Genomic DNA, 24,943 nt, shown 5'->3' with positions numbered 1-24,943 from the left:
CAGTAACCCGTGCACAGCTGCTTCTTGCCCGGCCGACAGCGGGTCTGTCGAGGTGATCCCGCGCCGCCCTGCGCAGCCGGTTCTCGGCCTCCTCGATGAGGACGAACGGCCGTGCCAGTGTGCCGAATTGGCGTGTCAGGTCGGCAGCGGTGAGAATCCCGGTCACGCGTACCCGATCCGGATCCCGCACGAAGATGAACCCGTTGTCGTAGATCGCCTCGATCTGATCCAGCAGCGGCGCATCATGATCCACTACGACCGCGGGCACCGTGGCATCGGCCAGCGTCGGATGATCCGTCGCGATATGCGCCCGCCCGATCGATTCCCAGGTCACCGCCCCGTGATACGTCCCGTCATGCTCATCGATCACGGCCAGCTGTGAATACTGATGCCGCACCATCGTCGTCTTGGCGGTCGTGAGATCCACACTCGACGACACCCATACCAGCACCGCAGGCAGGCTTCCCAACCGCCGTGTCATCGGCTCGGGCTCGACGACATTCTCGACCGATGCCCGTTCCGCACTTCGCGCGCCGACCGCCGGCTCACTCTCGAGCGGCACGATCGCGATCACCTCACTGAGCGGCCCCTCGGTGAACGGCGGCCGCGTGGTGAGCCCGTTCTCCGCGAGATCAGCCTTGATCATCGCGACCGCGGCAGCAGTCCGCCGCTCGAACCCCCAGTGCTCGAGCAGACTCCGCACAGTCAACTCCCGCGGATTCCCCGCATCCCGCGCCCCGGCCTCGGCGAGCAGCTCATCGGACCCGGTCGCCGCCACATCGCCCACATATCCGGGATCGCTCCCGTGCTCAGCGACTCGGTACCGAACTTCCACAGCTGCCCCGCCCAATTCCCCACCACGGTCGCCGACGCATCCGGATAAGACCCCCGGATCCTCGCCTTCAGCTCCTCCCAGGTCCGATACAACCTGAGATCCCCCACCTCGTCCCACCCGACAATCGCCAAACCCTCCGCTAGAGCCCGCGCCTCCCGCTGCCCATGACTCCCCGCCCGAACAAGCCAAGCATGTTGCGTCCGCTCACCATCAACCACGTTCTGATCCTCCCCATCAGCCGATATTGTGGAACACACTGCCTACCAACGTAGTTCAGCAGCCGTGCTGACCGTGAAAACCTGGCGCTTGCCTGCCGCATTGCCAATGTCGCGCTGGTCACGCGACCGGTTGCTGGATGTCGGACCATAACCTGCGCTCTGTGGCCACCAGCAGCGGTTTCGTTGCCGAGGGTCGTGTGGCCCCGCAGTGCGCTGCAGCGGACGTGATTCGCAGCACGTGAGGATGTCCTACCAGGCCCTCGAGCGGGGAAAAGGAAATCGGCGCCATGTCGATCGATTCGCATACTGGCCGGTCGGCTGACAGGATCAGCGCGCAGTGCGGGCGAGGTGGCTGAATTCGCCGATTAGATCGGTGCGCACTCGTTCGGTGTTGAGATGTGGTTGGAAAGGATCGCCGGGGTTGATGACGGATGCGCGGGCTGAGGTGGAGCGGTTCCTTCTCGGAGATCGGTTCGCCTGTCTGGCGGGTCGCTCCGCATGGCGCCAGGGCGGGATCAGCCATCGTCACTATGACGTGATGGGTAGCGAAGAGTCGGCTCGGTTGATGGCGGCGGATCTGGCGGAGTTCGTGGGTGGGGCCGACTGGGGCTCTCGGAGGTTCACCAGTTTCATCGCGACGTTCGAGCAGCCGCGTGGGGTGGATGAGCTGCGGTTCGAGGAGTTGTTGTGGGAGCACCTGCAGTTGCTGCACGAGGCGGACGCCGATCGGTTCGCGTGGGCGGACGGGTGTTCGTCGGATCCGCGGTCCAGTGAGTTCAAGTACAGCGTGGCGGGGCATCCGTTCTTCGTGATCGGACTGCACGAGACGCATCGGCGGTTCGGGCGGCGGCCACCGTTTCCGATGCTGGCGTTCAACTCGCATGAGCAGTTCGCGCGGATCAAGGCCGACGGGATGTGGGATCGGTTGGCGGACAAGATCCGTAAGCAGGACATCTCGCTGCAGGGGGATATCAACCCGAATCTGATGGAGTACGAGACGTTGTCGGAAGCGCGGCGGTACTCCGGGCGACCCAAGCCGGTGGAATGGCAGTGTCCGTTCAGTGCTCGCCCGGCGGCGGAACGGGAATTGGCGGGGACGCAGCACGCTTGATCGGGGAGTGAGCGCTGGGTGAACCGCTGTGAGGCCGTTGTCGCCTGCTCAAAGCAATAGAATTCGGCGGTGCCCGCTACCTTGCTGTTCTGTTCTGACCCCCTGAATCCGCGGCGGGTCGACGACCACTTCGCCGCGCAGGCCGAAGCCGTGCGGACCGCTGATGGGACGGTCGCCTTGCTGGACCACGATGTGCTCATCGCCGGGGATGCGGCAGCGGCGGTGCGGCGGGTGCCGCGGTCCGCAAGGACGATGTGGTATCGCGGGTGGATGATTCCGGTGGATCGCTATCGTGAACTGGCCCAGGCACTTTCGGAGCGCGACTGTGCGCTGGCGGTCTCGCCCGAGTGCTACGCCAAGGCCCACGAACTGCCGGGGTGGTATGAGTTCTTCGCCGAGTTGACACCGCGGTCCCGGTGGGCGGAGACGAAACCGGGGGAAGTGCCCGGTGCGTCGGTGCTGGCGGGACTGGCCGGATCGCTCGGTCCGGGCGCGGGAATCGTCAAGGACTACGTGAAATCTCGTAAGTATGAGTGGGACACAGCCTGTTTCGTGCCCGATCTGTGTGATGTCGCCGCGCTGCGGCGCGTCGTCGAGCGGTTCCTCGAGTTGCAGGGGGAGTACCTGGCGGGTGGGGTCGTGCTGCGCGAGTTCGAGGACTTCACCGTCGAAGGGGGCGGTCGGGCGGCGGAGGCCAGGGTGTGGTGGCTCGACGGTGAACCCGTCCTGGTCGGACCACATCCCGATGATCCGGCGGTGTGCCCGGAACCCGACCTGTCGGCGGTGGCGCCTGCGGTGTCGGCCCTCGGCTGCCGGTTCGTGACCACCGACATCGCGCGCCGTGCGGATGGCAGCTGGCGGGTGATCGAAGTCGGCGATGGGCAGGTCAGCGACCTGCCGTCGGGTGTGGATGCCATGGCTCTGATCGGGCCGCTGGTCGCGGTGAGTAGTCCCGGCGGTCAGTGAGACGGCTCGATCGCAGGGTTCCCGGACGCTGAGGCCGAATGGTTCTCGGTGGGCCGCTGTCCGTGTTCGGGTGCATCAATCGGTGAGCAGGCCAACCCAGAGATAGTCGCGGGCTCGGCTCGCGGCTACCAGGTGCTGGCGGGCTTGGAGTTCGGCCTGGTCGCGGGCGCCGGGGGTAAGGTCGGTGAGGTCGGCCGGGGGTTGTTTGGTGAGGAGGAAGACAGCGGTGAAGTCCATGCCTTTGGCGCGGTGGATGGTGCCGACTTTGATGTCAGCGGTTTGGGTGCCGTCGTAGTGTTCCAGGGGAATGGCGGGGAAGCCTGCTCGGCGGAGGATGGTCAGGTAGCGGCTGATGTAGCTGCGGTAAGGGACGATCACTGCGATGTCGGGGCCGGTCAGGTTCGCTGCCTGGATCGCCGCGGGCAGTGCTGACTCCGCTTGGCGGCGGGTGATGAACTCCTCGACGACTTTGCCGTCGGGGAGCGTGGCGTCGCTGTCGCGCAGCACGACGCCGGTGCCGCCGTCCAGGTCGTCGACGGTGTCGGAGGCTTCGATGCGCCGGGCGTAGTCGAGGATCGCGGCTCTGTTGCGATAGTTGGTGCGCAGGACGCGGCCGCGGCCACCGACCAGTGGAATGCCCGCCTCGGAGAGTGTGCAGCCGCCCGCGTAGACCTGCTGCTGGCCATCGCCGACCAGCAGGAGTAGGGAATCCGGTGTGGCGCCCGCGATTTCGTAGACAAGTTGAAGTTGGCAGAGGGTGAAGTCCTGGACCTCGTCGACGACCACCAGGTCGAAGCGCTCGCCCTCGGTGAGTGGTCGCGCACGGAGTTCTTCGATGGCGAGCGAGATGAGGTCGTTGAAGTCGTGGGCGCCGCGGGCTTCAAGGCCTTGCTGGTAAGGCTTATACCAGTGTTTCCAGACGAATTCGCGGCGTTTGCCGTGCAGACTGATTCCCTCCCTGCCTCGGCGCCGCACCTGCTTGTACGCTTCGACGCTCGGCAGGCCGCGGCCCTTGATGACACGATCGATCTCGTCGTGCCAATAACCGAAATCGGTGTCCTTGACTTTGTCCAAGGTTCCGCGAACGTCGCGCCAGACATCGGCGAGCGCGGCGTCGACAGCTTTGTCGTCGAGGTTGAACGACACGCTCCGCTCGCCGAGAAATTTGACGGTCCAGGCATGCAAACCCGTGAAGACCGCGCGATCCACCGCCCTCGGTGCCAAATGGGCGAAGCCGCGTTCATGGAACGTGGGAAGAGTCTTGACGAAGGTGGTGAACAGCAGGCGGCCCTGGTGGCGTTTGGCCCAGTGGGCCATGCGGTGCAAGGCAACTACGGACTTGCCGGTACCGGCCGGCCCGCTGATGCGAGCGGGACCGGTGAAGTTGGTCTGAACCAGGGTGAGCTGGGCAGGGTCGAGGAAGGTCATCCAGTCGCTGAACGGGCGGGCGAGGGCGGCGGCGCGTTCGGCCTCATTGAGGTCGGTTTCGGTGAAAAGGCCCGCGAGATCGGTGGGCTCGTCGGTGGTGGGCAGGTCGAGGTGCAGGCGGGTGAATCTTTCGACGCTGGAAGCCGCGAGCTGAGCGGCGCGGGCCGACTTGAACCGTCGTTCGCGGCGGATCAGAGTGTCGAGCAGGCCTGGTTCGTCGACGACGTGGACGCGGCCATCGGATTCGGCACGAATTCGGCCGGGAAGTACGACGACGATCTCGACCATGTGCGGGACGAATCGGAAGTCGGCGGCGGCCAGACGCACGAGGGGTTCTTCGGCGTGCTTGCGCAGATCGCCGAGTTCGGAGCCGTCGGGCGTGGTGGCGGCGAACACGATCGCGAACACACCGGTGGGGCCGATCGCAAAGGCGGTGGGGTGGCCGGGCCGTCGAGGTCCCCGACGGGTCAGCAGATGCCAGCCCTCGGTGGCGAGAATGCCGGTGAGAACGCGACGTTCCGGCGAGCTCAGGTTGTCCTGTTCGGCGAGTGCCTGTTCGGCCGCTCGTAGGCGGCGTTCACGTCGGATGTTGGCCATGGTTTCCCCCTCGAACCCTGGTTGGCGCATTCGTTGCCGAAGCTAACCCGTTGTCTCCCAACATAGTTGACGTCGCCTCCGGTCGCAGGCAGATCGGGCGGCCGACCCCGGAGAAAGTGTGGCCCGAATGCTCGGGGCAACGGTTTTGCCGGATTTCCCGGTTGTCCGCGCTCCCATAGCGTTTCACCCGCACGGCTTTCGACCGAGGAGTGATGGATGGTTACTGGGGTGTTGGCTCAGCGGGAGCCCGAGGTCGTCGAGACCGAGCGGGAGGCCGTGGAGCGCTGGCATCCGGCGGTTCGCGTGCTGTTCCGATTCGGGTTCGTCGTTGTCGGTGTCGGGATGGCGGGGGTGTGGCTGCTGCACGCGTTGCTGCGTACCTTCGGTCTGTCGCAGGCGACGGTGACCGAGGTCGCCAAGTGGACGGCGCTGCATCCGCTCACCGACTGGGTCGGAGCCCTGATCTTTGACGTGCCCATCGATTACGCGGTCACCGGCAGTGGAGATACGGCGGCGAAATGGGCGGCTGTTCTCACCCTGCTTCTCGTTGCCGTACCAGTCACTGCCGCGTGGTCGGTACTCGATCGCCGCCGCCCTAACTACGCGCGCCTGTATGAGTGGTTCCGGTTGCTGCTGCGCATTTCCCTGGCCAGCGCGCTGCTGTTGTACGGGATGATCAAGGTGCTGCCGACGCAGATGTCGTTCAACCTCGAGCGGTTGGTCGAACCGTTCGGGCACATGAGCCCGATGGCGGTGCTGTGGGCGCAGTCGTCGCTGTCGGAGCCGTACGAGATGGCCTTGGGTGCGGCGGAAGTCGTTGCGGCGCTGCTGCTTATCCTGCCGGTGACCGCGGGGCTCGGGTCTGTGCTCGCCGTTATCGTGTCGCTGCAGGTACTCCTGATGAATCTCACCTTCGATGTGCCGGTGAAGCTATTCGCCCTCCAATTGTTCTTGTACGCAGTGGTATTGGCTGCACCCGACATCATCCGCATAATTCGGGCGATGCTCGGCCGCGCCGTCGTAGCTCGAACGTCGACGCCACTGCTTCCCACTCCGCGCGGCAACCGAATCTTGTTGGCAGCCCAGGTATTGGTGGGGGTGTGGCTGCTCTGCGCCACGACCGTCGAGGCATACGAGGGCTGGCAGACCTACGGCAACGCACGCCCCAAATCCCCGCTCTACGGGATCTGGAACGTCACCGAGTTCTCGGTCGCCGGCGAGCAGGTGCCCGCCTTGGTCGACTTCAGCGAATCGCCGCTGGCCAGCGGAATGCCTAGCGCCACCGAACGATTCCGTCGCATCATCTTCGATATTCCCCAGGGCATGACCATGCAGCGGCTGGACGATTCGCTTGTCTCCTTCCCTGCTCGGATCGACACCGACCAGCACACCATCACCCTGTCGAAAGACACGACACATCAGTGGAAGCTCGCGACATTCAGTTACGTTCAGCCACAATCGGATCGGCTGATTCTGGAGGGCACGCTCGGCGGCAAGCCGGTGCGAATGCAACTGGAGCAGGTCGACCTCTCGCAGTACCCGGCTGTCTCTCGTGGGTTCCATTGGGTGCAGGCCACGCCGTACTACCGGTAATCGGGAAGCATTGCGCACCAATGGAATATGGGCGGTGTTCGATCAAGGTCTTGCCACGCTCGAGCTGCCGGCTACGTGCGTCTTGTTGATCATCCACCGGCGACCGATGGAATGATCATCACCTCAGTGCCTGCACCGACAGCGGTGTCCTGGCCGTCTAGCAGACGACATTCGTCACCGTCGATATAGAAGTTCACATACCGGCGTAATGCCCCGCGTTCGTCGCGGAGTCGACGTTCCAGCCCGGGCGATCGTTCGCGCAGCGCATCGAGAACTTGCTGCAAGGTCGCACCGTCGACATCGAGCTCCTTGTCGCCGTCGACATAGGTGCGGAGCATTGAGGGCAGGCAGACGCGAGCCATCGCGCTATCCGATGACCGCGGCGCGTACGCACAGCACGTCCGGCAGCTTGTCGGCCACGAGCTGCCAATGATCGCCTTCGTCTGCGCTGCAATACACTTCGCCGTTGCGGGTGCCGAAGTAGATCCCCGTCGGGTCAGCGTCGTCGGCGCACATGGCATCGCGCATGACCGCAGCCCAGAACGGGACAGTGGGGAGTCCATCGTTCAGCTTCGACCACGTATCGCCACCATCCTCACTGCGATACACCGCGCAAGTGGCATCGGGCGGAAAGCGGAAGCGCTCCATATCCGCCACCAGCGGGAAGGTGTAGATCACTCCCGGCTTACGCGGATGCGCGACGATCGGGAAGCCGAAGTTGGACGGTGGCAACCCACCATCGATCGACTGCCAGCTCACCCCGGCATCGGTACTTCGGAACACGCCACCGTGGTTCTGCAGATACATAGTGCTGGGCGATTCGGCATCGAGGGCAACTTTGTGCACGCACTGCCCCCATTCCGGCAGCTCGCCGGGCATGAAGTCCGCGGTAACCCCCTTGTTCGTCGGCGTCCACGATTCCCCACCGTCGGCAGTCTGATAAACCCCGCCAGTGGACATGGCCACCGCCACCCGCTGCGTATCGACCGGATGCGGCAGCACAGTATGCAAAGCCAACCCACCACCACCCGGCTCCCACTGCGGCCGATGCGGATGCTCCCACAACCCCCTGACCAGCTCGAACGTCCGACCACGATCAGCCGACCGGAATAACGCCGAAGGTTCGACACCCGCATAAACCACATCCGGCTCGGCATCGGTGGCTGGCGCGATCTGCCAAACACCCAGCAATGCGGCCTCGGTGTCCTCCGGGAAGCTCAGCGGAGCATCGTCCGGCTCACTCCACGTCTCACCGAGATCATCACTGACCACCAACGTGGGCCCGAAATGACTGTTCAACACCCCCGCGAGCACCCGCGGCGTCTCTCGCCGAGTATCGATCGCCAAAGCCTTCACATCAGCCACCGGAAACTGTGGCGGCGACACTGTCCAACTGGCACGCCCGTCCCGACTACGAGCCAAAAACAAGCCCTTACGTGTTCCGATCCCGAGCAGCACGTCCATCGCGAACCTCCGGTTGGTCACCGCAACGCCGACACGCGTGACACTACGCCGCGACACCGACAATCCAAGGGGATCGCGCAGGGTATGCCCAACTGGGCAGGTGGCCGCATGTCTGGGGCTGTCCAGCGGCCACAAGATGACGTCTGGCAGCTGTGATACGTTTCAGCTACCGTTCAGCATGCGGTGAAATCGAAGAACGTCGGCCGGTGTCGGCGGGGGGAGTTTCAGTGTCATTCGAAGTGAATCCGGATCAGCTACGCACGGCGGCCGGAACATTGTCGCTGCTTACCGGTGAAATCGACCGCGCTCCACACCTCGGCGCGGAACCGGTGGCGGGCAATGTCGCCGGTGGGCAGGTCGGTGCGGAACTGGGACACTCGGATGCACTCAGCAAACTTGCAAAAGATGTTCTGAGGGCCCGGTTCAGCGAATTCGCAACGCTCCTCGCATATTCGGCAGACACCTACGTCGGCACAGACCTCGATGCAGCACGCAGGCTCGCCGCCGTAGCCGACCTCAATTCCGGCAATCCGTACGAGGGACGTTGACCGTGCCGACTCCGAAGCAGGTGCTGGGCTGGGACGTGTCCGGGCTGTCGGCCGTTGGAGTGCACGCCACACAGATCGCCGACCAGATCATCAAGACCACCGGCACAGCGCATACCACCGTGCACGGTCTGGCTTGGCAGGGTGACGCGCGCCGCGCGGCCGAGAACAAAGCCGACCGCGAACAAACGCAGATGCGCGCGATCGCCACTGCTTACGACGACCTCGGGGGAGCGTGCGCGGGCGCCGCCAACGCCATGCAGTTTCCGCTGAGCGAGATCAAGATGATCTTCCAGCACTATGTCGTCGCGCCCGTTGCGGTCGCCGACGACTGGACGGTGACCGGCGTCGAAGACTGGGATTCCGAGGCGGGCATCCAGCTGCAGCGCCTCTCCGGACTCGCAGACAGCCTGCTGACCGCCGATGCACTGTGGGGTGGCAAGATCGCGACCGCGAACGCGGAGTTGGCTGCGATGGCGCCCGCGGACGCGCTACAGAAGGCGAACTCCGAGATCCAGCAATACCGGTCGAAGGACGGTCGTTCGGACCCTGACCGGATGCGCACCTCGGCCGCCGCGTTCCAACAGGCATTCGGCCGACTGCCGGCGACCGCGGTCGACTGGACTACTGCGGAGGCGCTCAACCCGAACAGCTACGACCCGAAATACAAGGGTGTCGACCCCGAGGTTCGGGCGGTGAAGATCGAACCGCGCCCCGGTCAGGGTGTTGTTCGCACCGCCCAATACATCCAGGAACGCGACGACCTCGATCCGTCGATGGACAATCCGTTCTCCGGTCGAAACAAGGGTGACGACCGGACCGCCGACGCTGACTTCGACCCCGAACACGCGCGAGTGACCACATATGTCGACTACGAGAACGGCATCGTGGTGATGCGTCAGAACCCGTCGGTCGTGCAGGAAGCGGACGGCAGCTCGGGGCATGTCGAAACCGGGAAGCCGACCGGTGAGGTGATCCAAGCCGCCGACGGCTCGGTCCGGGTGAAATACGAAGCCGCCGATCCCATCGGCATGGGCGGTCCGATGCAGCAATTCGGCTGGTCGGTCAACGGCGACCTGGTATTCACCCCGTCCTCCGACGGCATCCACATCGACGGGACCCGGACGAACTACCCATGGATGGAGGCTTACCAGACCCGTCCCGACGGCTCCGATCGAACGATCGCGGTCGACCCGCCGACCGGAGTCGGGACCGGAACCAGCATGGGTCCGGCCGCCAACCTCCAGGGGCATCACGAACTCGGGACCGGCGGACGAGCACTCGATGATGACCGCTGGAAGGGCTGGAACTCGCAGTACGACGTGAAAGTCGATCGATCGGGCACACCATTCGGCACAACAGGTCACGCGCCGACCGTGACGGCGCCACCCCGCAGAACGCACGAGGCCTAGCGATGGACACCACTGACTCGCATCGGCAATTCCAGGGATCCTCGGTGATCTCGCTCGCCCTCGTCATGACAGGCATTCTCTGCACCGCTGTTATCGGGGGTGCGGTCGGTGCGGGAGGGGGTAATTGGGGGGTGGCTTTGCCCCTCATGTGGGCTGTGTGGCTGCCGATCGCGATCATCTGCGGGACGAGGTCGTTGTGGGACAAGAGATTTGCCGCCGGCGGATCACGCCTGCACCGACTTCGGGCGCTCATCGGTAGTTGGTACGGGTGGACGGGCTTGGCGACGACGGCCGTGCTCGGTGCGGCATGGATACTGTTCGGCCGGTACGGCATTCATCCCAGGGGAGGCCTGTGGCTGATCCCGGAGATCGGTATTCCCGTGGTGCTTCTGCTGTTTCGGGGTATCCCACGCCGGATCGGGGCCGGGCTTGCCGTCACATTGTTGATCCCGACCTGGCCGTTTCTTCTCGTCGGCGCGATCGTGGTACTGGGTCCGCCTGCGCTGGTCTACGTTCTGGCAGTGGGAATTTCACGTCTGTTCGGTCTGGGCGGCAGGCGATCTGACGGCTGAAGAACGGCAATCTGCTCAGGATCAGGCAGCTCATGGGGACGCTCATCCGAATACCAGGCGTACTCGATTTCGCTCAGCCATCCATTGTCGACTCCTAAGCTGACCATCTTGGCCACGATGCTGGATTCGAGGCCGGTCAACGGTCTCGGCTGAATCTTTTTCCTACTCAACGGATCTCGTCGTGTCCAGCTTTCGGTCGGGCAGTCGGTAGCTCGTGGTCTCGCCCGAATCCGCCGCGGTGACCGATCCGCCGAGCGCGGTGGTGATGAAGCGCATCAACTGGTGTTCATCGACGCCGCTCGACGCAGCCCGGTTGACCGCGTTCAGCAGCAGATGGGCGATGCGGTCCGACTCGTTGTCCCACTCGTCCTTTTCGTAACCGAAGTCGACCGTGAATCCGTAGTTTTCGCGAAGTTCCGCAGCGAGAGCGGCGATCGCATCCAGCTTGGATGCGCCAGGACGCAGACAGTGCAGACCAGGCCCGGCGGGATACCACCGGCATCCCTCTGGTGGTACCTCATCATCAATCGCGGAGAGCCGCGCGTCGTCGTTGTTCCAGTCGAAGAACAGCGTGAAGGCGTTCATCTGCGCGCCGCTCTCATCGACCAGGACGAGGTCGCGCGCGATCTCGTACCAGCGATCGGGATCGATCAGCCTGGCGATGTCGAAAGTCGCGAATCGGATGTCCTCGACCACCACCTCCAGGCCGTTGCGGCTACGGACCAACCAACCTCCCTCGACGGGAGCAATCGTTGCAGTCTCGGGCATGGCGGCAATCGTCGCACGAGAAAATCTGACCTACAAGCGTTGGGATTTTCCCAATTGTGCAGGTAGGATCGTTAACATGGACGAGGATCTGAGGGCGGTCGGGGAGCGGATTCGATCTCTCATGCCGGGGGAGCTGAGCCAGCGCAGTCTTGCTGAGCGTGCCGGGATGAAGCCCGACGCGCTGTCTCGGGCTTTGAACGGGCAGCGAGGCTTCTCGTCACAGGAGCTCGCGCATATCGCCGATGTGATCGGCGCTGATCTGCACTGGCTCGTCACTGGTGCGGTGGATCCGAGGCGCGTCAGGATCGCGGCTCGGCATGCATGGGATAGCGACCGCGGTGTGCGAGTCAACCCCGGACGTGCGCACGACGAGGAGCTCCTCGGCCATGTGGTTCACGCCTACAACGCGGCCTTTCCTGATGGCCCTCCGCCGAGTGCGCCGCTGTCCGATGATCCCGCCGACATGGGGGCCACGTTGGGCGGGAGCTTCGTGCGGAAGTTCGGTTCGGTAGTGGAGTCGCGACTGGGCGTCGATGTGATTCGCCTACCGATGCTTTCCACGGATTACTCGCTGACCATCGGTTCACGCGCGATCATCCTGCTCGCCACGACCCCCAATTGGTTTCGGAGCAACTGGTCGTTGGCGCACGAGCTCGCACATCTGGCGCTCGGGCATCACGGCGGCGACCAGGCTCCCGGTGAGGCAGAAGAGCTTCCTGCCGACGAGTTCGCGGCGCACCTCTTACTGCCAGAGGAGCTTGTCAGGCAGCATGATTGGCAGGCGATGGGCGAGCAAGGGCTCGCGCGATTCCTGTGGGAGACAGGCGTGTCGACCATTGCGGCGAAGAATCGTTTGGCCAAGCTGAACATTCGATATTCCACAGAGGTGGCTGTCGCGTTGAAACAGTCGACGCCCGTTGCTGTTCGAGCTGACGCTGGCGATGAGCGGGGCACTTTCGAGCGCCGGAGAGCGATCATTCTCAGGCAGCAGGAATCCTCCACTCGCGCAATGCCGCCGATCCTCGCCGAGGCCCTGCAACGCCGCGTCGAAGACGGTGCTGTCTCGCCCGAGGACCTCGCATGGGTGCTGGACGTGTCCGTCGACGAGATCGACTTCCCGGAACCAGACGACAGTGCGGCGATGGCTCAGGCATACCGGCAAGCCTTCGAAAACCGGCCGTCCCATGCCGATCTGGAGGCTTGGCTCGCGGCGAATGGCAAGCCTGCCCGGTGAATCCAACCGAGATCTGCTGGACCACGATCACAAACCGCCGAGAGGCGATACAACTTCAGGAATTCACCTGTACGGCCTCGCGGCCGCGGAGCCCCGCCGGCCGAAAGCTGTCGCACCCGAAGCCCTGGGAACTCGCGGCGCAGAGCATCATTCGGCAGAGTCCGCAGTGCCTGAAGGCGGGGAACCTTCTTGTTGTTGGTCGCCGGGGCGGCGGCGAGATCGTCGCAGTGGCGCATCTGACGTTCGATGAGACGCTGCCATCGATGTCCGCCGCCCACATTGCCGCGATCGGAGTCTGCCTATCGGTACGTGGGCAAGGTGGAAAAGTCGCTGACCGATCCCTCGCTGAGTCGTGCTCCGTGATCGCAGCGATGGCGCGCGAACGCGGCAAAGGCGCGGTGTTGGTGACCGCGAACATTCATATCCAGAACGGTCCGAGCCAACTGTTGTTCGAGCGTGCCGAGTTCGAGCCGGTCTCCATTCCCCGTGGCGACTACCAGCAGTGGATCCGCCAGCTATAGCTGTTGTGGTGCAACGCGATTCGAGCTAGATCCGGATGTAAGGTCGCGATCACTGTGCTCCGTCGGCTCTGCGGGATGATGAAGGAATAACTGCGCGAACCCATTCGAGAGCATGGGCGGGGTCTGAAACGGTCGCGATGCCGATCGCGTGAATGGTGCCGAGGGTTTGGCCGTTGGCGCGAATGTCGAGGGTTCGGTGGGTGTTCTGGTGGGGGCTCGGGTAGATGATGACGCCGGTTCGGGCGGGGTCGGTGGCGTATCCCGCTGTGTAAGTGAGCAATTGGTGCACATCTGGGGCGGCGATGCGATGGTTGCCGTATGTCTTGTACTTGGCGTCCGCGGGGAGGAAGGTGCCGTTCGGGAGCTGCAGGAGGACGTCGGGACGAAAGGTGGTGCGGCGATTGAGGTCGCCGTGAACGGTGATGGAATGCGGACCGGCCGAGCCGACGATTCGGGATCCGGCCGGTGCGGCATCGCCGACCAGTCGGACAATCACTGCCTCCCACAAGCGGGGCATATCCAGAAGCAAGCTGTCCCCGGTTGCACCGTTGTCGACCAGCAGATCGGCTACTCCACCGCCGTTCAGCACCAGGCCTGCCCAGAGATGCGCGGGTTGGTATCGCCGATTCAATCGGTTGTACCGGGCGCGGTTCAGGTGTTGAACGGACGCGAATATGGTGCTGCTCGTGGGGAATTCGACAGCGAGCACGGACAGCTGTCGCGAAAGTTGCGGGTCCCTCACCAGGGTGGATGCCCTGCGCAGGGCGTGGCCACATACCTCGTTTTCCCAGATGGCCACGCTGCGGTCGAATGTGTCGACGTGGAGCCGATCCAGCGTGCCGTAGCGGTGGGTGGCTTGGCTGACGGCGTCGAACCGGCCGCGAAGCACTGGGATGACCTGGTGGTTGCGGACGTAGTCGCGGCGTAAGCCGTCGCGCAGGAGGGTGCGGCATGCGCCGAGTAGCGCGGCGGCGACGATGTCAGCGAAACCATCGCGGTCGACGGACCATTCGCGGATGGTCGTCTCGTGGGGGACTGGTGTGGCTAGGGCGTAGCAGAGCCAGCGGATGAGGGATTCGCCGGAGAAGGCCAGTTTGGTGTTCACCACGAGGCGGATGCGGTCGAGGTTGAGCACCCCAACGGTCGCCTCCGCTTTCAGTAGCCAGCCAACTCGGGCCGGCGTCAGCGTGAAGCGTTTGGGCAAGGACGCTAGTCGTGCGCGGTCGCTACTCGTCAGTTGATCTTCGGGCAAGGCAACTGACTCGTACTCGCCCAGCCGAACGTCGAGGCGTTCACTCATCGAGATCGAGAGTGCCAGAGGTGAATTCGGCGGCAAGGAAAGTCGGGAGGTCGTTGTCGGTGATCCGTTTGGACTGTCCCGTGTTCGCGTCGACCAGGCTGCCCAGAACTCGGTGCAGGAGTTCGGCGCGACTCACGCAGTAGTCCTCGATCAGCGGGAGGACGTCGTGGTAGTAGGCGGCGGCGAGCTCTTCCTCGGTGGCCACCGGCAGCCCGTTGTGCAGCAGGTACGCGTGACCGATCTGGTGGTCAGCGTCGAGGTGGGTGACGATGCGTTCGTTGAGTGCGGAGAGGAAGTCCGGCAGATCGAGCGGGCCGATCGTGCCGGACAGGACCTCGGGGTCGGGGCCGACGGTGACGAAGGCGAATCGGCGGCGGATCGCAGCGTCGAGATGGCTGACGCTGCGGTCTGCGGTGTTCATGGTCCCGATGATGCGGACATTCGGTGGAACGGCGAAGCGGCGCTGACTGATCGGGAGGTCGACGCTGACCCCGCGCTTATCGGTCTCCAGCAAAGTGACGAGCTCACCGAAGATGCGTGGAAGGTCACCACGGTTGATTTCGTCGATGATCAGCAGGAATTCCTCGTTCTCGGCAGCTGCAGCGTCGGCGCAGAGTTTGTGGAACAGGCCGTCGGTGAGCTCGAGGTGCAGACCTGCGGCGGTCGGGTGGTGTGCCGGCTTGAATCCTTCGACGAAATCTTCGTAGCCGTACGAGGGGTGGAAGGTAACCATGCGGACTCGACCGGTGTCGAGGAGCTCGTTGATCGCCGCCGTTCGACCAGGACCATCGACATCAGCCGTACGACCACGTGCGGCCAGCGCGGTGCTGAGGGCGAGACGGGTCTTTCCGGTACCAGGAGGGCCGCTGAGAATTACCTGGTTCTTCCGCTGGAGCGCGGCGAGGATCGCCGAAATATCCTCCGGTACTTCATGATCTGCGGTCTGAGCGGCATTTCCCCTCTTCGAGGTGAGCTTGGTGAAAAGGTGATCGGGGACGCGGACCAAGGTGCGGCGCCAAGACTGCGGGTTCTCCAAATGCTGCGCGAAACTGGTGTCCCACTCCACAGGCACCACATGCTTGGATTCGGTTCGAGAATCGTCGAAGCGGTAGCCGCCAGTTACAGTGCCGATCGCCAAAACCTTGGACATGCCATGGTTGGCGACGATTCGGTCGCCCGGTTCGAGGTCACGGTAGGCGAGGAGATTCCTTGCATTGCTGGCATTTTGGGCCTTCGGCCACCGGGCAGCCAGCTCCTGCTTGAGTTCGGTATCGCTGGCGTACTGGCTCAGGTCACCGAGCTCGTCCCATCCGACGCAGATGTATCCATTGGCGAAACAATCCTGCCAGTGGACGGCGTTTTCACCCGGCGCGACTTTCCATACTGGGCGGCTCGGTTCGCGCGGGTCGAAATTGTCATACAGGAACTGCATCACCTCATGCGGAGCCCATTGCGACAGTTCGGGGTCACCTTTGACCAGCGCGAGGAGTTGGCGGTTGGCCCGCCAGGCGGGTGCGTAGCGTTCCGGTGTTCCGCCGAGGAGGCTGATGAAGCTGCGCAGATGACTGCCGGAGAAGATTGGCAAGAAGTGCTGCGGGAAGTAGACGGAGAGCGACTTCGTCACCAGCGATTGGCCCGAGCGCAGCGCATCGAGTTCGTCGAGTTCGTCGAACGCGCCGCGTTCGACGGCTTCGAATGCGTCGACGAACTGACCGCGCAACCTCGACCACGCCGGGCCGACTTCATCACCGAGCGCAGGAGCGATGTACCACTCACCCGAATTACCCAGGTACAGAATGTGTTTCGTCGCGCTGCCGCCGCCGATGCCACCCAGGTCGACGGTTCGGTACTCCATCAATCGGCAGAAGGCCTCCGGTTCGCAGTTCAACGCGTAGCGCTCCAGCGGGAGGGTGGGCCAGTCCTCCAATGGGAATGTGGCGAGGATCAGCTTGCGCTGCTGCTCAGCGTTGGCTACGCGGGTGGTTGCCCGGGTGCGGTCGTACGTGGATATCGCAGTCGAAAGATCCATGGTGTTCTGCCCCTACGGTCGGCCTCGGATGTTCAGTACTACCGGATTCGCTCATCAACCGCTCGGCAGTATCGCGCCGGCCGCTCTTGCGCTGACCGCGGCGTCGATTGCACTGGGCTTTCAGGATCTGCTGGCGCAGGCGTGCGGGATGCACGTCGATCATTGGAGCGATCGCGTGGGCCGTGCCGTAGGCGGACGGGCACTCGCAGCAGCCGATATCCGCTTGATGTGCTTGCGACAATGGATTCACCGTCCCATCGAGAGGAATCCAAGGTGAGCTCTGCCGGTGTTGTGCCGCTGCTCGGATGTGTCGCTGCCGCTGTGTCGGAGGCGATCGTCCGAGTCCGTCCTGAAATGGCGGATGTGGACCCGGTAGTGCGTCGTTCTGATCGTGCCGATTTCCAATCCAATGCGGCGCTGCCGTTGGCGAAGCGGGTCGGTGTCCCGCCGGCCCGGCTCGGCACCGAGTTCGCTGAGCAAGTCAGTCTGGCCGGTGGTGTGATCGCTGACGTGCAGGTGTCGGGCCCAGGTTTTCTGAACGTCACCCTGGCCGACGCGGCGGTATGGGAATCGGTCGCCGCGCGCCTGGCCGACGATCGGCTCGGCGTCTCCGCCAGTGAAGACGGGCAACGGGTCGTCATCGACTACTCGGCGCCGAACGTGGCGAAGGAAATGCACGTCGGCCACCTGCGGACCACCATCATCGGTGACAGCCTCGCGCGGGTCTTCGGGTTCCTCGGTGCCGATGTTGTGCGGGCGAACCACCTGGGTGACTGGGGTACGCAGTTCGGAATGCTCATCCAGTACATCGACGAGCACCCCGAATCACCGTGGCACACGGAGGAACTCGACACAGGGACCAGTTCGGTGTCGGCGCTGGACAGCCTGTACAAGGCGGCCAGGAAGCAATTCGACTCGGATCCCGGCTTCGCCGACCGGGCCAGGGCTCGTGTCGTAGCGCTACAGGCCGGCGACCCTGACACGGTGGCTCGGTGGCGGGAGATCGTCGCAGAGTCGGAGAAGGCCTTCGGTGCAATCTACGACCGTCTCGGAGTGCTTCTGACTCCTGATGACTATTTCGGCGAGTCGTTCTACAACGACAAGCTCGCAGGCACCGTCACCGAACTGCTCGACAAGGGAGTCGCGGTCGACAGTGACGGCGCGGTTGTCGTGTTGTCCGAGCAGGTCAAAGGCCCCGATGATCAGCCCGCAGTACTGATGGCCCGAAAACGCGACGGTGGCTACGGCTACGACAGCACCGACCTGGCCACCATCCGGTACCGCATCACCTCGCTGCACACCGACCGGCTGCTGTATGTCACCGACTCACGGCAGGCGCTGCATTTCCAGCTGGTGTTCGAAGCGGCACGGCGGGCAGGCTGGCTCACCGAGGCGATCGAGGTGGCTCACGTCGCTTACGGCACCATCCTCGGGCCGGACGGTAAACCGTTCAAAACCCGTGCGGGCGGGACGGTTCGGTTGATGGACCTGCTCGACGAAGCAGTCGCGCGTGCCCGTGCGGTTGTCGCCGAGAAGAACCCGGACCTGTCGTCGACGGAGCTCGATGCGATCGCCGAGCAGGCGGGGATCGGCGCGGTGAAGTACGCGGATCTGTCGACATCCAGGGTCAAGGACTACACGTTCGACCCGGACCGCATGACCACACTAAACGGCAACACCGGTGTCTACCTGCAGTATGCCCACGCTCGGGTCTGCTCGATCCTACGCAAAGCCGACGCCGCAACCCCGGCCGTCATCGACATCGCCGGACCGCTCGAACCAGCCGAGCGGGAACTCGCCTTGTGCCTCGACGGCTACGGGACTGTTCTCGTCGAGGTGGCCCACACGTTGGAGCCGCACCGGCTGGCGGGCTATCTCTATGATTTGGCCCGCGCCTACACCGGCTTCTACGACTCATGTCCGGTCATCAGCGCCGACGAACCGATTCGTTCAAATCGAATTGCGTTGTGCCAGTTGACTGCCCGTACGCTCGAACTCGGATTGGGGCAGTTGGGAATCGCGGCACCGCAGCGGATGTGACCTCTCGGTCGGGCGGGCTGGTCAGCGGCGGACATGGATGTCAGTAGCCGTTGCCCAACGCGTTCGTTGCTTGCGCTTGGGCTATCTGCTGGTCCTCGTACTTCTTCACCGAGATCTCGATGGTGTCGCGGATCAGCGTCAGAACTTCGATATGCTCTTTGAAGGCCGTGTCGAAATCACGTTCTCCGCCAATAGCTTTCATGCCGAGCATCTTTGCCAGCTCGTCGGCGGCGTTGAACCGGCCGAGACCAGACACCGATGAAACGTACTGCAGGTCGTTCTTCAGTTGGACGAAGAGGTCGATCTGCTTGTTGCTTGCATCGCGACAGCTTGTCGCGACCGAAGGATCGAGGTACAGGCGGCCTGCCTTGGCTTCTTCGTTCAGATACTGCCAGCGGGACTTCTCATCATCTGAAGCCATGACACCCCCTTATTCTTGAAAGTTCTATTTGGGAAAGAGCGGGACGATTGCTTCCGCCATCGGTTGCAGGCGTTCGCATGGCGGCACCGACTTTTCTTTGACGCCGCTGTTGAGCATGTCTAGTTGCGTGAATCCAGTGGACGTCGGGAAAACGATCGAGCAGTCTTCGTTAGCGTCGTAGTGACTTTGCCGGAACTGCACACCGCTGCGGCCCGCGATCACAACGTCCTTGAACTCGATATTGGTGGGCTTGGCCCGCACCTCGTCGACCGTGTGGATTGTTGAAAAGACGCCGATCCCGAAGCCGGAGGGGTAGTTCGCGTCATCCCATGCGCAGATCTTCCAGCCTGGCTCTTCTGCCCCGAGGATGCCGGATCGCTTCGACGCCACGTCGAGCCCCAAACTGGTCAACATCGAGTCCGGGATCTGACTGCACGGATCCCACAGTGCTGCGGCAGCCGCCGCGGGGTCGGTCGAACTCGGCTGTGCGTTCCCGCTCTCGGTGGTGGAACACCCCGCCACAGCCAGCGCCCCACACAAAACCGTGGTCATCACCACAGACCGTTGCCGCACGAGCATCCTCCGTCTTCCCGATCACCGAGCCGCACCGTTGCGACGAGCCCACACAACCCCACGGCCGCCCCGAGTACTCCCCGCGCCCGGCTACCCCGTCGTTCCGCACAGCCTACGACACGACCTCACCAATTCACCCTGGCGAGTCTCCATCTCGTGAGACCTCCAAGCCCCGGCCATGTTCCACCGTGTGACCCCATTACGCCAAGAAGGTGGCACTCCTTCACGCCCTTAGACGCACCGAAGCCCGTTCTGGTTCCATCGATTTCACCACCATCATCAACCCATCCCGATCCGCTACGCTCGGCCATTGGCACTGCGTGCCGCAGGTCGAATCAGTCGGGGTCGACCTGTTCGGTCAGGTTCGACACCACAGGTCACGGGCAGGGAGTGCCCGTCGACCAGGGGTGGCATGACGTACGAGGGGTGGGGCATCAACATGACAAGCGCTGGCGGGGAACTGAGCATCTCCCCGGACAAGATCAAATCCCACGCCACCAACGTCACCTCGGCTGGTTCAGGGTTGACCGAAGCGCTCGAAGCTGCCCAAGCCGTCTCAGCCCCCTCGGACGCTTTCGGTAAACTCTGTGCCTTCCTCGGTCCCTTGTTCGTCGACTCGGTCGAAACCGACGGCATCGACGCGATCCAGGCCGCGATAGATGCCTTCGGTAACACCAGCTCGAACCTGACCGCCGTCGCTGACGCGTTCACCACCCGCGACACCACCAACGCCGCAGCGCTCAAGACCCAAGAGTCCGGCCTGTAATGGCCGCCAACCCCCTGATCGCGGCCAAGGAAGACACCACCGACTGGTCCACCGGCATCAGCCTGGTCAGCTCCGTCACCGACCTCTCCGACGCGATCTCGGGCGGTTCCTGGATCGAAGTCGGCCTCGGTGTCGTCGGTCTCGGCGCCGAAGCCGTCTCCCTGGTAGTCGACCCGCTCGGCACCCTGGCTGGTTACGGTGTCGGTTGGCTGATCGAACACTGCCAACCCCTCCAGGATGCTCTGGACTGGATCGCGGGCGACCCTGCCCAGATCGAGGCTTATGCCAAAACCTGGGATAACGTCGCGACTCGCATCAGCGAAGTAGCCACCGCCCAAAACGCCGCGGTCACCGCTGACGTCGCGGACTGGACCGGCCAAACCGCCACCGCCTACAAATCTGCGGCCTCCAACACCACGAACCTGCTCACCGCCGCCAACACCGCAGCCACGGCCGCAGCCTCCGCGATCCGCATGGCAGGCGGGATCGTGGCCGCGGTCCGCGAAACCGTCCGAGACCTGGTAGCCCAAACCGTCGGCCGCCTCGCGGTCTGGGCCGCGGAACTGGTGTTCTCGGTCGGTCTGGCGACCCCGCTGGTCGCGGTCCAAGCCACCGCCTACATCGCCAAAACCGTCGCGACGATCTCGAAGTTGTTCTCGAAGCTGGCCAAGACGATGTCGAAGCTGAAACCGCTACTCAAGCAGCTGAAGTCAGCGTTCGGCGATATCGCGAAGGCATTCAAGAAGACCCCATCGAAGACCTCGAAGAACGCCGACAACACCACCACCAGCCCCGCGGGCGCGAAGAACACCGACACCTCGACAACACCGTCGACCACGAAACAGTCGGACACTCCGACGACCCCGGCAAGCACGCCCGACACACCGTCAAAGACGCCCGAGAGTCCGGACACGTCGGGAGGCACGAAACCAGCGAGTACCCCGGGCGATGGAGGAAAGCTTCCCGACCAGTCAGGCTCGGAGAAGCCCGACCTCAACAAGACCGCGAAGCAAACCATCGACTGTGGTGACCCGGTCGACGTCGCGACCGGTGAGTTCCTGCTCCCCGAGACCGATGTTGACCTTCCTGGGGTTTTGGCTTTGGTGCTGACCCGTCGGCACCGATCTTCGTATCGGTTCGGTCGCTGGTTCGGGCCTTCGTGGGCGGCCACGCTTGACATGCGGGTGACCGTCGACCAAGTCGGGGTCCGATTCGTCGGACCCGATGGTGAGCTGTGGCAGTTCCCCCACACCGTCCCCGATGTCCCGGTCCGCCCGGTGCACAACGGAATCCGCGCGACCATTACGCGCACCGAGACTGGCGGTTACCTTGTTCACGACTCCGACCGCGAAATCACTTGGGGTTTCATCCCGGACCCGGCGCTGTCGGGATTCGGAGCTGAAGTCGGCAACTACGCGATCACCGAGATTACCGACCGCCACCAGAACCACATCCGATTCCACTACAGCCCCGAAGGCACGCCTTCCCATATCACCCATTCCGGTGGCTACCGCATTGAGATCACCACTGAAGGCGCTCGCGTCACTGGTCTGGCGGTCGTCGGCTCGGATCCAGACGGTACATCCGCAACAACCCAAGTTCGTGAATTCAGTTACACAGCAGGCGATCTCACCGCCGTCACCAACGGCGTCGGTGCCGCCACGCATTACCGGTATGACAGCGACGCGCGGATGCTGTCATGGCGCGACTCCCGCGGTACGGAAATGCACAACACGTACGACCGATTCGGCCGGGTCGTGAAACAGGTCGGGACCGACGGAATCCTGTCCGCGACCTTCGCCTACGAAGTCCTTCCCGAATTCCGTCGGTCCCGCACCCACCACACCAACTCTCTCGGCGCCACCACGACCTTCGAGTTCGACGAGGACCTGTGTCTACGGAACCTGATCGATCCGCGAGGTGCGTCCTCGGTCACCGACTACAACGAGTACCGCCAGCCGATCCGCTATGTCGATGCTTACGCCAACACCACCACCTATCTCTACAACCACGATGGCGACCTGGTTCTGCTCCGACGCCCAGACCAGCAAGCCATTTCGGTCAGTTACGCCGCCCCGCGTCGTCCGGCCACGGTCACCGATGTCGACGGCACGACGACTCCCAGCACTTATGACGTCGACGGCAACATCACCAGCATCTCCGATGCCGACGGTGTCACCACCATGTACACCCACCATTCGTGCGGTGCACCGGCTTCGATCACGATCTCGACGGGCGCCGCAACCCGTATCGACATCGACGCCGCTGGGCTGCCGATCCGGATCACTGAACCCGGCAACACGGTCACCGTTGTCGAGCGCGACATGTTCGGTCGACCCATCACCATCACCGATCCGCTCGGCGGTATCAGCACGTACGGGTACTCGGCTGAGGGAAAGTTGCTCTCCCGCACAGACACCGACGGCACGACACAGTCGTGGACCTACGACGGTGAAGCGAACCTGCTTGCCCACACCAACCAGATCGGTGCGCTCACTCGCTACACCTACGGCACTTTCGACCTGGTCAGTACCCGCGAAGCGCCCGACGGCACTATCACCGCCTACACCCACGACACCGAACGCCGACTCACCTCGGTCACTAACCCGCTCGGCGACACCTGGACCTACGAATACGACCTGACTGGCAACGTCTGCACTGAAACCGACTACAACGGATCGATCACCCAGACCGAGTTCGATCTGCTCAATCGACCAACCACCATCATCACACCCTCGGGTGTGCAACGTCGCCTCACCTACGATGTCCTCGGCCGGTTCACTGGCGTCAGCACCGACACCAGTGAATGGATCACCAATACCTATACCCCGACTGGGCAGCTCGCGACTGCTCGAAACGGCAACCACAACAACACCATCCACACTGTCACCTTCGAACGCACCTCGGCAGGGCGTGTCCTCGCGCAGCATGTCGACGGTCATACCATTGCCTATGACTACGACAGTCACGGTCGTCGAATCGGATACACGACTCCCAGTGGCGCGACGACCACGTACGAACGCACGCCGACAGGACAAGTCGCGGCCCTCATCTCCAACGGGCACCGATTCGACTTCACCCACGATGCGATTGGGCGTCAGAATAGTTGGCGCAGTGCCGGGATCGGCCAACACAATACCTATAGTCCTGCCGGGTACACCCTCAGTCGCGAACTCGTCCAGCTCGATCCGCGGACCAGCTCGCCCACCCAACTGCTAGAGCGCGACGATTACACCTGGCGTACGGATGGGTACGTTTCTTGCCATACGATCACCACGCCCGCAACGAGCCGACGGCGCGACTACACCCTGGATGTGGTCGGGCGCATCACCCGCATTGCGAGCCCGGGCGCCGGGGCCTCCGAGCAGTACACCTACGACGCCTTGTCGAATCTCACCACTGTCGCGGTTCCAGCATCACCGGCGCTACCCGATCCCATCGCTGCCGGTTACCAAACGGACGTACCTGGCACAGACCAGCGTTTGGAGTACCACCACAATCTGCTCGTCCGCACCGGGCGTGCCCGATACCGCTACGACGCGGCCGGTCGCCTCGTCCGTAAGGAAAAGACCCGGATTTCCCGTAAGCCGGCTATCTGGCACTACCGGTATAACGCCTTCGACCAACTCGTCGAAGTAACCACCCCGGACAACGCCATCTGGTACTACACCTACGACGCGTTCGGTCGCCGAACTAGCAAGCAACACCACGCCAGCAACACGTATACCGAATTCTCTTGGGATGGAGTTCATCTCACCGAACAAACGACCGCAAACCATGCTGGCGCGCGCACCCACACCTGGACCAACCATCCCGCAACCCACATCCCCCTGACTCAATCTGTGGACGACAAATTCTGGGCAATTGTCACCAATCTAGAAGGCAGTCCGAGCCATCTCGCTGATCCAGCAACCGGAGAAATAGGCTCAACGGCGACCACCACGCTCTGGGGCCAAACCATCTGGACGGGTCCCGACACGCCCCATCGATTCCAGGGCCAACAATACGACCCGGAAACCAGCCTCCATTACAACCTCCATCGCTACTATGACCCGGAGACCGGCCGCTACCTCACTCAAGACATTCTGGGCCTTACGCCGTCGCCTAACCCCAACATCTATCCCGACAACCCCATAACCTGGGCTGATCCTCTTGGGCTGGCGCCCTGCCCCGTCAGGGTCTCGTCGATGAGCGCGGACTGGGCGACAAAGGGCGCGCACGTGCACATTGGTGGTAAGGAGGTGCGTGTGTTTGCCCATCATGACGGGTCGATCGGGGTAGAAGGCCTGCGAATGTCAAACGGAACGCCGAATGATGCTCAGCTCCGCCGCGTCGTATCCGAGATATACTCTAATGCCGATCTTCGTGCGGACCTGATTGATAAATCACGGGCGGCCATGACCGAAATGAACGCGCACAATTGGGGAAATGCGAAAAATAAGGCGGCAGAAATGAACTTCCTCATCAAGGCGCTCGAGCGTATCGAATGATGCATCATATTTTTCTGAGGACTTGTCGAGGATGCGATGTGTGCAAACTGAAAGGAGTGC

The 24,943-nt window shown here is 63.4% G+C and carries 20 protein-coding genes; 11 read left to right on the top strand and 9 right to left on the bottom strand.

Annotation, left to right across the window (positions count from 1 at the left end):
• The coding region (locus ACFWO8_RS26720; protein WP_378964651.1) for a CBS domain-containing protein at positions 1-778 on the bottom strand (778 nt) is incomplete at its 3' end.
• A 699-nt stretch (positions 779-1,477) separates the two neighbouring features.
• Here ACFWO8_RS26720 and gntA point away from each other — a divergent pair.
• Together gntA and ACFWO8_RS26710 are read left to right on the top strand one after the other, a co-directional pair.
• Positions 1,478-2,164 (top strand): guanitoxin biosynthesis heme-dependent pre-guanitoxin N-hydroxylase GntA, encoded by a 687-nt coding sequence (gene gntA, locus ACFWO8_RS26715; protein ID WP_378964644.1) that lies wholly within the window; start codon positions 1,478-1,480, stop codon positions 2,162-2,164.
• Positions 2,165-2,233: 69 nt separating this feature from the next.
• Positions 2,234-3,130, top strand: a complete 897-nt coding sequence (locus tag ACFWO8_RS26710; RefSeq protein ID WP_378964643.1) for an ATP-grasp domain-containing protein — start codon at positions 2,234-2,236, stop codon at positions 3,128-3,130.
• A 75-nt stretch (positions 3,131-3,205) separates the two neighbouring features.
• Here the strand turns inward: ACFWO8_RS26710 and ACFWO8_RS26705 are convergent, their stop codons facing one another.
• Positions 3,206-5,155: a UvrD-helicase domain-containing protein gene (locus ACFWO8_RS26705; protein ID WP_378964638.1), complete on the bottom strand. Its 1,950-nt coding sequence runs from the start codon at positions 5,153-5,155 to the stop codon at positions 3,206-3,208.
• 216 nt (positions 5,156-5,371) lie between these two features.
• Here ACFWO8_RS26705 and ACFWO8_RS26700 point away from each other — a divergent pair, with 216 nt between their 5' ends.
• Entirely contained in the window at positions 5,372-6,748 is a 1,377-nt protein-coding gene (locus ACFWO8_RS26700; protein WP_378964635.1) for a DoxX family protein, read from the top strand.
• A gap of 89 nt (positions 6,749-6,837) precedes the next feature.
• Here the strand turns inward: ACFWO8_RS26700 and ACFWO8_RS26695 are convergent, their stop codons facing one another.
• Both ACFWO8_RS26695 and ACFWO8_RS26690 read right to left on the bottom strand, forming a co-directional pair.
• Entirely contained in the window at positions 6,838-7,110 is a 273-nt protein-coding gene (locus ACFWO8_RS26695; RefSeq protein WP_378964632.1) for a MoaD/ThiS family protein, read from the bottom strand.
• A 4-nt stretch (positions 7,111-7,114) separates the two neighbouring features.
• Positions 7,115-8,212, bottom strand: a complete 1,098-nt coding sequence (locus ACFWO8_RS26690) for an exo-alpha-sialidase (protein ID WP_378964628.1) — start codon at positions 8,210-8,212, stop codon at positions 7,115-7,117.
• A 227-nt stretch (positions 8,213-8,439) separates the two neighbouring features.
• Between ACFWO8_RS26690 and ACFWO8_RS26685 the strand changes: the two genes are divergently transcribed.
• Genes ACFWO8_RS26685 through ACFWO8_RS26675 form a run of 3 tightly spaced genes read left to right on the top strand, consistent with a single transcriptional unit; the run spans position 8,440 to position 10,741 of the window.
• Entirely contained in the window at positions 8,440-8,760 is a 321-nt protein-coding gene (locus ACFWO8_RS26685; RefSeq protein WP_378964623.1) for a hypothetical protein, read from the top strand.
• Between the two features lie 2 nt (positions 8,761-8,762).
• Complete coding sequence (locus ACFWO8_RS26680; protein WP_378964620.1) at positions 8,763-10,169, top strand: hypothetical protein; 1,407 nt, start codon at positions 8,763-8,765, stop codon at positions 10,167-10,169.
• Positions 10,170-10,171: 2 nt separating this feature from the next.
• The gene (locus ACFWO8_RS26675; RefSeq protein WP_378964617.1) at positions 10,172-10,741 is read left to right on the top strand and encodes a hypothetical protein; all 570 of its coding nucleotides are present in this window, start codon (positions 10,172-10,174) and stop codon (positions 10,739-10,741) included.
• Between the two features lie 162 nt (positions 10,742-10,903).
• Here the strand turns inward: ACFWO8_RS26675 and ACFWO8_RS26670 are convergent, their stop codons facing one another.
• Positions 10,904-11,509 (bottom strand): hypothetical protein, encoded by a 606-nt coding sequence (locus tag ACFWO8_RS26670; RefSeq protein ID WP_378964613.1) that lies wholly within the window; start codon positions 11,507-11,509, stop codon positions 10,904-10,906.
• Here ACFWO8_RS26670 and ACFWO8_RS26665 point away from each other — a divergent pair.
• Positions 11,508-12,743, top strand: coding sequence for a helix-turn-helix domain-containing protein (locus ACFWO8_RS26665; protein ID WP_378964609.1), 1,236 nt, complete (start codon positions 11,508-11,510; stop codon positions 12,741-12,743). The genes ACFWO8_RS26670 and ACFWO8_RS26665 overlap by 2 nt on opposite strands.
• A complete protein-coding gene (locus ACFWO8_RS26660; protein WP_378964603.1) occupies positions 12,740-13,264 on the top strand; it encodes a hypothetical protein in 525 nt (174 codons plus the stop codon). The genes ACFWO8_RS26665 and ACFWO8_RS26660 overlap by 4 nt, the downstream gene beginning before the upstream one ends.
• A gap of 49 nt (positions 13,265-13,313) precedes the next feature.
• Here the strand turns inward: ACFWO8_RS26660 and ACFWO8_RS26655 are convergent, their stop codons facing one another.
• Both ACFWO8_RS26655 and ACFWO8_RS26650 read right to left on the bottom strand, forming a co-directional pair.
• Complete coding sequence (locus ACFWO8_RS26655) at positions 13,314-14,564, bottom strand: McrC family protein (RefSeq protein ID WP_378964596.1); 1,251 nt, start codon at positions 14,562-14,564, stop codon at positions 13,314-13,316.
• Positions 14,557-16,593: an McrB family protein gene (locus ACFWO8_RS26650; RefSeq protein WP_378964568.1), complete on the bottom strand. Its 2,037-nt coding sequence runs from the start codon at positions 16,591-16,593 to the stop codon at positions 14,557-14,559. The genes ACFWO8_RS26655 and ACFWO8_RS26650 overlap by 8 nt, the downstream gene beginning before the upstream one ends.
• 273 nt (positions 16,594-16,866) lie before the next feature.
• On the opposite strand from ACFWO8_RS26650, the gene argS reads away from it, so the two are divergent.
• On the top strand, positions 16,867-18,633 hold the full coding sequence (gene argS / locus ACFWO8_RS26645) for an arginine--tRNA ligase (protein WP_378964563.1): 1,767 nt from the start codon (positions 16,867-16,869) through the stop codon (positions 18,631-18,633).
• A 40-nt stretch (positions 18,634-18,673) separates the two neighbouring features.
• Here the strand turns inward: argS and ACFWO8_RS26640 are convergent, their stop codons facing one another.
• Positions 18,674-19,054, bottom strand: coding sequence for a hypothetical protein (locus ACFWO8_RS26640; RefSeq protein ID WP_378964557.1), 381 nt, complete (start codon positions 19,052-19,054; stop codon positions 18,674-18,676).
• Between the two features lie 24 nt (positions 19,055-19,078).
• Positions 19,079-19,606: a DUF3558 domain-containing protein gene (locus tag ACFWO8_RS26635; RefSeq protein WP_378964554.1), complete on the bottom strand. Its 528-nt coding sequence runs from the start codon at positions 19,604-19,606 to the stop codon at positions 19,079-19,081.
• 460 nt (positions 19,607-20,066) lie between these two features.
• Here ACFWO8_RS26635 and ACFWO8_RS26630 point away from each other — a divergent pair, with 460 nt between their 5' ends.
• Positions 20,067-20,393: a type VII secretion target gene (locus ACFWO8_RS26630; RefSeq protein WP_378964551.1), complete on the top strand. Its 327-nt coding sequence runs from the start codon at positions 20,067-20,069 to the stop codon at positions 20,391-20,393.
• Complete coding sequence (locus tag ACFWO8_RS26625) at positions 20,393-24,883, top strand: DUF6531 domain-containing protein (RefSeq protein WP_378964544.1); 4,491 nt, start codon at positions 20,393-20,395, stop codon at positions 24,881-24,883. The genes ACFWO8_RS26630 and ACFWO8_RS26625 overlap by 1 nt, the downstream gene beginning before the upstream one ends.
• The last annotated feature ends 60 nt before the right edge of the window (positions 24,884-24,943 follow it).

The organism is Nocardia sp. NPDC058480 (assembly GCF_042720495.1).
In the GTDB taxonomy this organism is placed as follows: Bacteria; Actinomycetota; Actinomycetes; order Mycobacteriales; family Mycobacteriaceae; genus Nocardia.
This window is presented reverse-complemented; position numbering and strand designations above follow the sequence as displayed.

Bases quoted from the DNA above. Each gene is read 5' to 3' on its own strand.
- gntA (WP_378964644.1), top strand. From the start codon at position 1,478: ATGACGGATGCGCGGGCTGAGGTGGAGCGGTTCCTTCTCGGAGATCGG.
- ACFWO8_RS26705 (WP_378964638.1), bottom strand. From the start codon at position 5,155: ATGGCCAACATCCGACGTGAACGCCGCCTACGAGCGGCCGAACAGGCA.
- ACFWO8_RS26700 (WP_378964635.1), top strand. From the start codon at position 5,372: ATGGTTACTGGGGTGTTGGCTCAGCGGGAGCCCGAGGTCGTCGAGACC.
- ACFWO8_RS26695 (WP_378964632.1), bottom strand. From the start codon at position 7,110: ATGGCTCGCGTCTGCCTGCCCTCAATGCTCCGCACCTATGTCGACGGC.
- ACFWO8_RS26690 (WP_378964628.1), bottom strand. From the start codon at position 8,212: ATGGACGTGCTGCTCGGGATCGGAACACGTAAGGGCTTGTTTTTGGCT.
- ACFWO8_RS26675 (WP_378964617.1), top strand. From the start codon at position 10,172: ATGGACACCACTGACTCGCATCGGCAATTCCAGGGATCCTCGGTGATC.
- ACFWO8_RS26665 (WP_378964609.1), top strand. From the start codon at position 11,508: ATGGCGGCAATCGTCGCACGAGAAAATCTGACCTACAAGCGTTGGGAT.
- ACFWO8_RS26670 (WP_378964613.1), bottom strand. From the start codon at position 11,509: ATGCCCGAGACTGCAACGATTGCTCCCGTCGAGGGAGGTTGGTTGGTC.
- ACFWO8_RS26655 (WP_378964596.1), bottom strand. From the start codon at position 14,564: ATGAGTGAACGCCTCGACGTTCGGCTGGGCGAGTACGAGTCAGTTGCC.
- ACFWO8_RS26650 (WP_378964568.1), bottom strand. From the start codon at position 16,593: ATGGATCTTTCGACTGCGATATCCACGTACGACCGCACCCGGGCAACC.
- ACFWO8_RS26640 (WP_378964557.1), bottom strand. From the start codon at position 19,054: ATGGCTTCAGATGATGAGAAGTCCCGCTGGCAGTATCTGAACGAAGAA.
- ACFWO8_RS26635 (WP_378964554.1), bottom strand. From the start codon at position 19,606: ATGACCACGGTTTTGTGTGGGGCGCTGGCTGTGGCGGGGTGTTCCACC.
- ACFWO8_RS26630 (WP_378964551.1), top strand. From the start codon at position 20,067: ATGACAAGCGCTGGCGGGGAACTGAGCATCTCCCCGGACAAGATCAAA.
- ACFWO8_RS26625 (WP_378964544.1), top strand. From the start codon at position 20,393: ATGGCCGCCAACCCCCTGATCGCGGCCAAGGAAGACACCACCGACTGG.